Consider the following 9,180-nt stretch of genomic DNA (forward strand, 5'->3'; position numbering starts at 1 on the left):
CGACAACTTTGTAATGTAATTAATCATTAAAATTTAAACAATAATGAAAAGAAAAATAGTAATACTCGGAGCTACAGGTACAATCGGAAGCAAAATTTCTGAAAACCTATTAAATGAAGGGCATCAAGTTACATTGATTGCAAGAAACACAGAAAAATTAAAGAAATACCATAGTCTTGGTGCCGAAGTTATCTCAAGCGATATCACCAATGTTGAAATCCTGACAGATGCCTTCAAAAATGCAGACAGTGCTTTTCTTATTTTGCCAGATAATGTAAAAGCTGAAAATACCAGAGATTACCAACGACAAGTAACAGGTAAACTTATTGAGGCAATTGAAAAATCAGGTATTAAATATATTGTAAATATGAGCAGTTTAGGCTCTCATATGCACGAAGGTAATGGCATGATGGCTGGAACAGCGGAACAGGAGGTTAGACTGAATCAGTTAACTGACGTAAATGTAATGCACATTCGTTCTGCCTATTTCATGGAAAATTTCTTAAGAACAATTCCTTTAGTAAAAGGCAAAGGTATCAATGGAACTGCAGCCGATGGAGATCACTCAATTCCTATGGTTGCAACAAGGGATGTGGCAAAAATTGCGGCTGAACATTTAGTAAATCTTGATTTCAAAGGTAAGAGCATTCATGCTGTAATGGGACCAAGAGATTATACTATGAGGGAGTTTACAACCATTATCGGAAAAGCAATAGGAAACCCTGCATTACCTTATGTACAGGTGCCTATAGAACAAGCTAAACAAATTTTTTTAGGCAATGGCTTTACAGAAGACTTTGTAGATAATCTACTGGGAATGGCTGTAGGAATTAAAAATGGCATCTTCAATTATCAAAAAAGAGATGACTCAACGACAACCCCTACAACTGCTGAACAATTTGCGAAAGAGGTTTATGTAAATGCATACAACAACTAATTAACAACTAAATAAATTGTAAAATGAAATTATTAGAAAAAACACAGTTAGGGAATCTGACTTTAAAAAACAAAATGGCAATGTCAGCCATGACAAGAAGCCGTGCCGATATCAATGGATTAGTTGGTGAATCAACGGTTGCGTATTATACACAAAGGGCAAGTGCTGGTCTAATATTTACTGAAGCTATCCGAATTAGTGAAGAGGCTACTGGTAGTCCATTTACTCCAGGAATATTTACCGAGGAACAGATTGAAGCTTGGAAGAAAGTAACAAAATCCGTTCATGATAAAGGAGGACTTATCATTGCACAACTTTGGCACACAGGGCGAGCTGGACATTCGATAGATAGAAATGGAAAATTACCGCTTGCACCGTCTTCGCTTCCAATAAATGGGATGCAACACTTCACCTCTCAAGGAATGAAAGACTACGAAGTTCCAAAAGAAATTACTGTTGAAGAAATCAAACAAACCGTAAAGGATTTTGGTCAGGCTGCAAAAAATGCTATTGATGCAGGATTTGATGGCGTAGAGCTCCACGCTGCAAATGGGTATTTGCCAAACCAATTTTTGGCAGAAAGTTCTAACCAAAGAACTGATGACTATGGTGGGACTTATGCGAACAAATCACGTTTCATTATTGAAGTTATGAATGAACTTATTGGTACTGTTGGTGGCGAAAAAGTAGGAATTAAAATTTCCCCTTTTCATCCTTACGGTGATATGGTTATGGATAACCCCGTAGATACTTATACTCACTTGATTATGGAGCTTAATAAGTTAGATTTTGCTTATGTGGAACTAATGAGAAGAAGCCCTTACTTTCCCTCACCCGCGCATTACCCAGCAATTGATGAAATGCAACTTTTCGGTAAAATGATAAAGAAACCAGTTATTGCAAATACAGGTTATGACAAAACTTCTGCGGAAGCTGAAATCGAAAATGGTATTGCTCAAGTTGTTTCATTTGGAACTATGTTTTTAGCTAATCCAGATTTACCAAGGCGCTTCGAACTAAATGCTTCTCTTAATGAACCAGACCGTGCAACAATGTTCGGCGGTGGTGACCAGGGTTATATTGATTATCCATTTTTAAACGAATAATACCAAAAACAGAAATAATAATTAATTTAAAATTTACAGAAATGAAAAATATATTCAAAATTTTAATCACTTTGATGGTATTTCAACTAAATATCACAAATTTAAATGCACAAAACAAGGTTGCAGACAGCACCATGCAAAAAATTAACGGATTCAGAGGGTTCTATGAATCACTAGGAAAAACCTACCCTCCTGATAATACTGTCAGCGTTAGCGAAGAAACAATTTCTAGCGTAAAAACATATTGGTTTAACAAAAATCTGATAAATCAAAAACAGATAATTATTTATCTGCATGGTGGAGTTTACACTTATGGAAGCATAAATGCTTATCGCGCAATGCTCACACATATGGCAACAGCTTTGAAATCATCAATTCTCTATATCGAGTATTCTCTTTCTCCAGAGCATCCTTACCCTACAGCAAACAATGAAGTATTTGGTGTTTATAAAGAACTTACTAAAAAATATCCAAATTATAAAATTTCAGTGATTGGTGACAGCGCTGGTGGTGGACTAGCTATATACTTAGTCAAAGATGCTCAAAAAGCAAACCTACCTGTTCCGGCATCATTAGCTTTGATATCACCATGGATTGACTTAAAATGTGACAACCAGTCCTATACTACCAAACAGGCAGTTGACCCAATTTTAAAGAAAGATTTTTTATTTGGTCATGCTCAAATGTATGCAGCAGGCAAAAAGGAAGCTGATCCAAGTGAAATCAGATTCAAAAAATTTCCTCCTGTATTCCTATTGGTAGGCACAGATGAAGTATTGAACGATGACTCAAGAAACTTCTATTCTTACATAAAACCAATTCAGAAAAAATCCAAATTCAAGGAGTTTGCTGGACAAAAACACGTATGGCTATTTTCACACATTGATTCAAAAGAATCAGTAGAAGCTATGAGTGACATCAAAGAATTTTTATTAGCAAACAATTGATTAAATACAGAAAACAAAATAACCTAGAAAGGCCAATAGTTAACTGTTGGTCTTTTTAAGTTTAATATTAATTAATGATTTAAGATTGAACTCCAAAATAACCAAACTAATTACCGATCTCACAGATCAACTAAATTTCATTGATTTAGAAATCGACAACCTACTTATTCGGTGTGAAAATGCTATTGATATTATCTTGAAAACTATTAATAATTTAAAGCTAATTGTATCTAAATATAAATTTAAAACAGAGACAGAAGAAATTCATTTTTTCAAAGAAATAAAACCCCAATTCACTTCAAAACTTATTTATTTTAATATGATTTATAAGATTGAAATGAAAAGACCTAATGGGGGAAATAGAATTTTAAAAAAATATTATAACAACGAGCTTTTAAAGTTAAAGTCATTCTTCGATAACGAATTGGAATTTTATCAATATTACAGATCAGGGAGCACTTACCTTGATTATAAATACTTCCAGAGAGGTAAATTTGACATTAAACTTGCCCTCGATAATTATTATTTTGAAACTGATACAACATTCAGTACTTCACATGACTTTAAAGTTGCCCAAATTCTAGCAAACGACTTAATTCAATTATACTTAGAAAACCAATTACTTATGATTGAAAATAAAGACAATTCTGAGAAATCACAACGCAAACCGAATATCAAATTGATGTGGACAGGCTCAAAAGTTTCCCTAACTGAATTATTGTATGCATTGCATTCAGAAGGCGTTTTCAATAATGGGGCTGCAGACTTAAAAGATATTGCAGAATATTTTGAACACATTTTTGAGATTGATTTAGGACAGTATCGCCGTGCATTCCTTGAAATAAGGGCTAGAAAGAGCGAAAGAACAAAATTCATTACATCTCTAAATGAAACCCTTTTAAAAAGAATGGATAACGCAGATGATATTATTTAACTAAAAATCGTTCGCAACACCATCTCCGTTGTGAAATAAAACGTTTCAAACAAATCAATTTTGTGTCATAACAATCTAAAACATACGTTATGGCAATAGAAGTAATTACTCGCGAGGACTTAGATGAATTCAGAAGTTTTTTATTGAATGATCTAAAAGAACTCATGCAACCCAATCTCAATAAATAAAGCAATGGTTCAAATCCAATGAAGTCCGTAAACTGTTAAACATCTCTCCAGGAACACTCCAAAACATCCGCATCAACGGAACACTTTCTTATACCAAAATTGGTGGTATCATTTATTACAATAATACTGATATAGAAAAACTCCTTCAGGAAAATAAAGTAAATATAGTGTAACTCAAAAAGCGACCTAAGAGTTTGCAATCGAGTGTCAAATGTTTGAAGAATTGGTAAAAATGAAAAGCTGTTTGAGGCTTTAGCCAAGTTCTTTTCATTTAAGATTTAAGATTGAAATTGATCGCTTAAAATTCCAAGACTTGACTTTTTGTTTCTTTTGTGTCAAGGCAAAAGAAAGATCAATTTAAATCTTTCCATCATGAAAAACTTATTTATAACCGATACTTTCATCATCGAAAACAACACTAAACAATACAACTTTTCAAAGTGTCTCACTTACCTCGAGCAACAGGGTAAAATCCGTTAGGAACAAAAAATTAAAATCTTTCTTGAAGATCAAGATACTATTCTGAAGCTTCTCTTGTATGCAATAAAAGACCAAAATCAAACTCATAAATTAAATATAAATCTCAATAGAAGATTTTGCTGTCGGGTAAAATTGGATGTGGTAAAAGGTAGTTAATGCATTTAATAAAACCGTTTATGTATGTCAAAGACGATTAAAAAATCAAAACCTGTCGAGAAATTTCCTTCGAGTTTGTTAAAAATGGTTTTGAAGCATTATATCCCTATACTCAAAAATCAAATTTACAATTCCGATTAACAGGATATTATTTTGACAATTTAGGTGCAGAACAACAAATCAAACACTTTGGAAACGATTGCAACGTTATGGCAGAAATATTGATTAGTCGCTATGAACAATTTATTGAAAATAGAACTATAACTCACATTACAACAAATCGATCAGCTACAGAAATTGAAAACACTTATGGTAATCGGTTAGGAAGTAGAATGCGGAGCATGTTTAATCTAATAACTTTTGATACTATAACAGATGATAAAAGATAGAAACATGTTTATCTTTCTACTAAAAATTTTTCAAAATGATATCTTTTTCAAATCCGAATCTCTAGGGTTACTACAGTAAAATATTATGTCCACATGTACTGTTCTATGATTTACAGAATATTTAACTCAAGTTAGCTTAATATAAATAATCAATATTAATTTAGATTAAAGATATCTTATTTACATTTTGAAAACATTCATCCATTTCTTTTATAATTTTTTCAGGATGATCAAAGATGAAAAAATGGCCACCTTCGAGACGATTATAACTTAATGGGAATGTTGTTTCTTCCTGCCATTTAAGTGCATCTTCTTGGCTAATATCTTCTTCTGTTCCAGTTATTATTTTGATTGGAACAGAAAGAGGTTCCACTTTCTTATATTCGTTTGTTGCAACAATAGAAAAATCTGCTCTTAGAATTGGCTCGAAAAAAAGCATAGAATCTTTGTCATTTAAAATTTCATGAGGAATACCGCCTAACATTTTCAATTCCATAATGAATTCTTCATAATTTAGGTTTTTTAATCTCTTCATTTTATCCCACGTAGACGGTGCACGACATCCTGTTATAAAAAGACTTTCAGGAAGTCTTTTTCCTTTCGATCTCAACAACAAAACCATTAGATAGGAGATTAGTCCTCCCATACTGTGACCATAGATTATGTAAGGAGAATCAATTTCGTTATTAATTTGTTGATACATATCTTCTACAAGATCATTTACTTCCCAAAGAAGTCTTTCTCCAATGCGAGCTCCTCTTCCAGGGTAATCAGTTGTAATAAATGTGATGTTATCAGGAGCTATTTTTTTAAAAGCATTAAACGAATATTGATTTCCTCCTGCAAAACTAAAACACAAAACTTTATATTTTTGAGAACTTTCCATATTTTATAATTTATCTATTATATTAGAAATATTATCAAATAATACTTCTTCGATTTTAATTTTTTTTTCTTTCCCAGTTGATGCTATACTTGCCTTATATTTGTCATTAATAAAAATAGTTTCTACTTTGTAAGTTTGGTTGTTATAGATAATCGTATCATTGATAACCTCTATTTCGTGCAAGATGCTGATTCCCAATCCTACAGCTTTTACGAGCGCCTCTTTTCTTGTCCAAAATTCAAAAAATTTAGACGTTGGATTTTTGTCTTTTGTAATTATGTACCATTCATTGCAACTAAACTGCTCTTTGTATTCTTCTATATTCACTTCTTTAACTTCTTCAATATCAATTCCGATACTACCCTCAATACAGGCTGCACAAATTGCTATTTTTCCTGAGTGAGAAATGTTAAATTCAAAAGAATAATAAAATGAAGGTTTTCCATATTCATTTAATTGAATATTTGATAAAGATAATATTCCAAAAAGGTTATAATGATGAAGTTGAAACGTTAATAACATTTTTCCGAGAAGTCCCAATTTGCGATCAGTTTCCTTATAAAACCGCCTAATTCCTTCACTCATATTCGATGGTAAGCGGTTTAAACATAAATCATAAGAAACGGCTTTAAATGCATCATCAATATTTGAATAATAAATATTTATCATAAGTTATGATCTTTAACTTTCAAGCGTGCAGTTTTGGAAAGTGGGTAAAATTACCTCGATGATAATCCCATCTGAAATCCCTTTTTTAATGAAAAGTTTAGTGAAATTATTAGGTGAAGTTTCCATCTCAGTATAGAGTTTTTTAGTCTCAAAATTAAGCAGATTTTTATTTAGAGCTAAAATATTTTTCTTGCATTGTAAAATAATCGTTGCCGAAGCATTATATCCTGCTTTCAATTTTTCTTTCTCAAGCAAGCTTAATTGTTTGTTAATCAAATATTTAAAAGGGTTGTTTGTTTTTTTTTCTTTTCGAGTTATATAAGCAACTTTCCTTTGATAAAATTCGTTTTCAATTGCTTCAATAGAAACAGACATTTTCATTCCAATTTTAATTTTTTCAGTCTCAGATTCATCTACATCACCTTCAAACATTATTTTTTATATTTATTAATTTTGTTTAAAAGCCTGTCTTCCAGATATATCAGGACTTTACTTGACGATACCCCGGATAATCACCCCCAATCTCAAAAGCCTGCATTAATATTTTTATAACTTATAATTGAATTATCGTAAGTTGATTTCTTGTAACGATTTGTTTAATCCCATTGACTTTTCTTTAATTTTATTAAGTCATTATTTGTAAAATGTATTTCATGACCTATCGGAAGTTCCTTATAGGCAATAGTTGTTTTCTTCAGGCCAAAGCAAAAACTATTTACTGTATAACATCCTAATCCTTGCATTGATTCTCTTTTGAACTCTGTTCCAATTCTAATTAATAAAACTTACATGGAAATACCCTAAAAGACAGTAAGAAAGGTTCTTAACTTATGTTGACTCACTATTAGATATATTTCGTACCATCGATTTCTATCAAATATGATTTTTATAACTAAATGTTTTATATAATTACTGAATATTAATTTTACTTGATTAAGTGATTTGAACCTTTAAGACCAGTTAAAAAAGCGCATGTTAATTTTGTAAATGGAATATAATACAAAACGAATTTCAAGTCGGCAAATATAACAAAAATCGAAATAGAAAATTATATTTTACCTTTAATTCAAAAAAACAAAAGTATATTTTTCTTCAAAGTTAATTCCGTTGAAATAACACAATGAAAAAAACAAGCACTCTTAAATATTGTTTTTTACGATAACTAATTTACTATTATTATCGAAAACCGAGTGAATTATGTTTCTTTAAGGAATCATTTAATTTCTTTTTGAGTTTACTTCAAGAATTTTAATCATGATAGTATTCGTAATTTAAAAAAAAGTAAGCATTAAGAATCAACATCGTAAAAAAGCAAAATCTAGAATTTTTTAAATTTTGACAGATGGTTGAGGAATTCCAATTTCAAATAGCGAAATTGTAAGAATATTATATTTACAATAATTCTTTTATTCATTTTTATTTTATAGATTCGCAAAGTGTAATTTTGAATTTAAATTAAAAACGGAGACTTACAAAAAGACCAATCTATATAGGTTATTACAGGTTATATTGTAGGATAATTGAATAATTTTTTGTTAAATAATTAAAAATGGGAAGTAAAATAATTAATTGGAATGTTGACCCTGTAATTTTTTGGATAATGGATACTTTTCCGATTAAATATTATGGATTGCTTTTTGCAGCAGGTATAACGGTAGGATATCTAATAATGAAACGAATATATAAAAATGAAAATGTCCCTCTTCAGAATTTAGAGGTTCTTTCGGGATATGTTATTTTAGGAACAATTTTAGGAGCAAGATTGGGGCATTGTTTTTTTTACCAACCAGATTATTATTTTAACAACCCAATAGAAATTCTTTTACCTATACAGAAAATAAATGGAGCTTACGAATTCACTGGTTTTATGGGTTTGGCAAGTCATGGAGGTGTGATAGGTGTACTTATTGCGATCTTTTTATATTGTAGAAAACATAAAGTTAGGTTACTTTGGTTACTTGATAGAATTGTTATAGCAAGTTCCGTTACAGCGGCATTTATTAGGTTTGGGAATTTTATGAATTCTGAAATTTATGGAAAGCCTACTAATGGTAGTTGGGGTGTTGTTTTTCAAAGAGATGATGTTGATTTGATTCCAAGGCATCCGACACAATTATATGAAGCTTTTTCATATTTAACTATATTTGCTATTTTATTTTTTCTTTTTAAATCTAAAACAAATAATAAAACAGAGGGATTAATTTTCGGTTACTTTTTAGTTATGTTGTTTTCAGCTAGATTAGGTATTGAGTTTTTTAAAGAAAATCAAGTTTCCTTTGAAAATAGTATGGTATTAAACATGGGGCAAATTTTGAGTTTGCCATTTATAATAGCTGGGATTATTTTAATTGTCTTGAAATTAAAAATGATTCAGATAAATAAGTAGGCTTATTTTTTTAGGAATCAGGTTGGTTTTATTGGTGTTAAAAATAACTTAAGATATTTCTTCATTATATTTTGCTTTCCTCTTCTAAAAATGTTATCTTTT

General features: G+C 30.8%; 9 protein-coding genes and 1 pseudogene. 7 read left to right on the plus strand and 3 right to left on the minus strand.

The window, feature by feature from the left end; all coding sequences use genetic code 11:
• Nucleotides 1–43: 43 nt before the first annotated feature.
• The 6 genes and pseudogenes from HALO113_RS03135 (at nt 44) to HALO113_RS03160 (ending at nt 5,137) form a co-directional block, all read left to right on the plus strand.
• On the plus strand, nt 44–937 hold the full coding sequence (locus HALO113_RS03135; protein WP_159777630.1) for an NAD(P)H-binding protein: 894 nt from the start codon (nt 44–46) through the stop codon (nt 935–937).
• A gap of 23 nt (nt 938–960) precedes the next feature.
• Nucleotides 961–2,043: an alkene reductase gene (locus tag HALO113_RS03140; protein WP_159777631.1), complete on the plus strand. Its 1,083-nt coding sequence runs from the start codon at nt 961–963 to the stop codon at nt 2,041–2,043.
• A 41-nt stretch (nt 2,044–2,084) separates the two neighbouring features.
• Nucleotides 2,085–2,990: an alpha/beta hydrolase fold domain-containing protein gene (locus HALO113_RS03145; RefSeq protein ID WP_159777632.1), complete on the plus strand. Its 906-nt coding sequence runs from the start codon at nt 2,085–2,087 to the stop codon at nt 2,988–2,990.
• A gap of 85 nt (nt 2,991–3,075) precedes the next feature.
• Nucleotides 3,076–3,924 (plus strand): RteC domain-containing protein, encoded by an 849-nt coding sequence (locus tag HALO113_RS03150; RefSeq protein ID WP_159777633.1) that lies wholly within the window; start codon nt 3,076–3,078, stop codon nt 3,922–3,924.
• 89 nt (nt 3,925–4,013) lie between these two features.
• Nucleotides 4,014–4,285: pseudogene (locus HALO113_RS03155) on the plus strand (helix-turn-helix domain-containing protein).
• 672 nt (nt 4,286–4,957) lie between these two features.
• The gene (locus HALO113_RS03160) at nt 4,958–5,137 is read left to right on the plus strand and encodes a hypothetical protein (protein WP_236554583.1); all 180 of its coding nucleotides are present in this window, start codon (nt 4,958–4,960) and stop codon (nt 5,135–5,137) included.
• Between the two features lie 160 nt (nt 5,138–5,297).
• Here HALO113_RS03160 and HALO113_RS03165 read toward each other — a convergent pair whose 3' ends face one another.
• The 3 genes from HALO113_RS03165 to HALO113_RS03175 are packed head-to-tail and all read right to left on the minus strand — an operon-like array spanning nt 5,298 to nt 7,124.
• Nucleotides 5,298–6,023 (minus strand): thioesterase II family protein, encoded by a 726-nt coding sequence (locus tag HALO113_RS03165; RefSeq protein WP_159777634.1) that lies wholly within the window; start codon nt 6,021–6,023, stop codon nt 5,298–5,300.
• Between the two features lie 3 nt (nt 6,024–6,026).
• Nucleotides 6,027–6,692: a 4'-phosphopantetheinyl transferase superfamily protein gene (locus HALO113_RS03170; protein ID WP_159777635.1), complete on the minus strand. Its 666-nt coding sequence runs from the start codon at nt 6,690–6,692 to the stop codon at nt 6,027–6,029.
• Between the two features lie 12 nt (nt 6,693–6,704).
• Entirely contained in the window at nt 6,705–7,124 is a 420-nt protein-coding gene (locus HALO113_RS03175) for a hypothetical protein (protein WP_159777636.1), read from the minus strand.
• Nucleotides 7,125–8,241: 1,117 nt separating this feature from the next.
• Here HALO113_RS03175 and lgt point away from each other — a divergent pair.
• A complete protein-coding gene (gene lgt / locus HALO113_RS03180) occupies nt 8,242–9,078 on the plus strand; it encodes a prolipoprotein diacylglyceryl transferase (RefSeq protein WP_159777637.1) in 837 nt (278 codons plus the stop codon).
• The last annotated feature ends 102 nt before the right edge of the window (nt 9,079–9,180 follow it).

The sequence above is a fragment of the Flavobacterium sp. 9AF genome (assembly GCF_902506265.1).
GTDB lineage: Bacteria > Bacteroidota > Bacteroidia > Flavobacteriales > Flavobacteriaceae > Flavobacterium.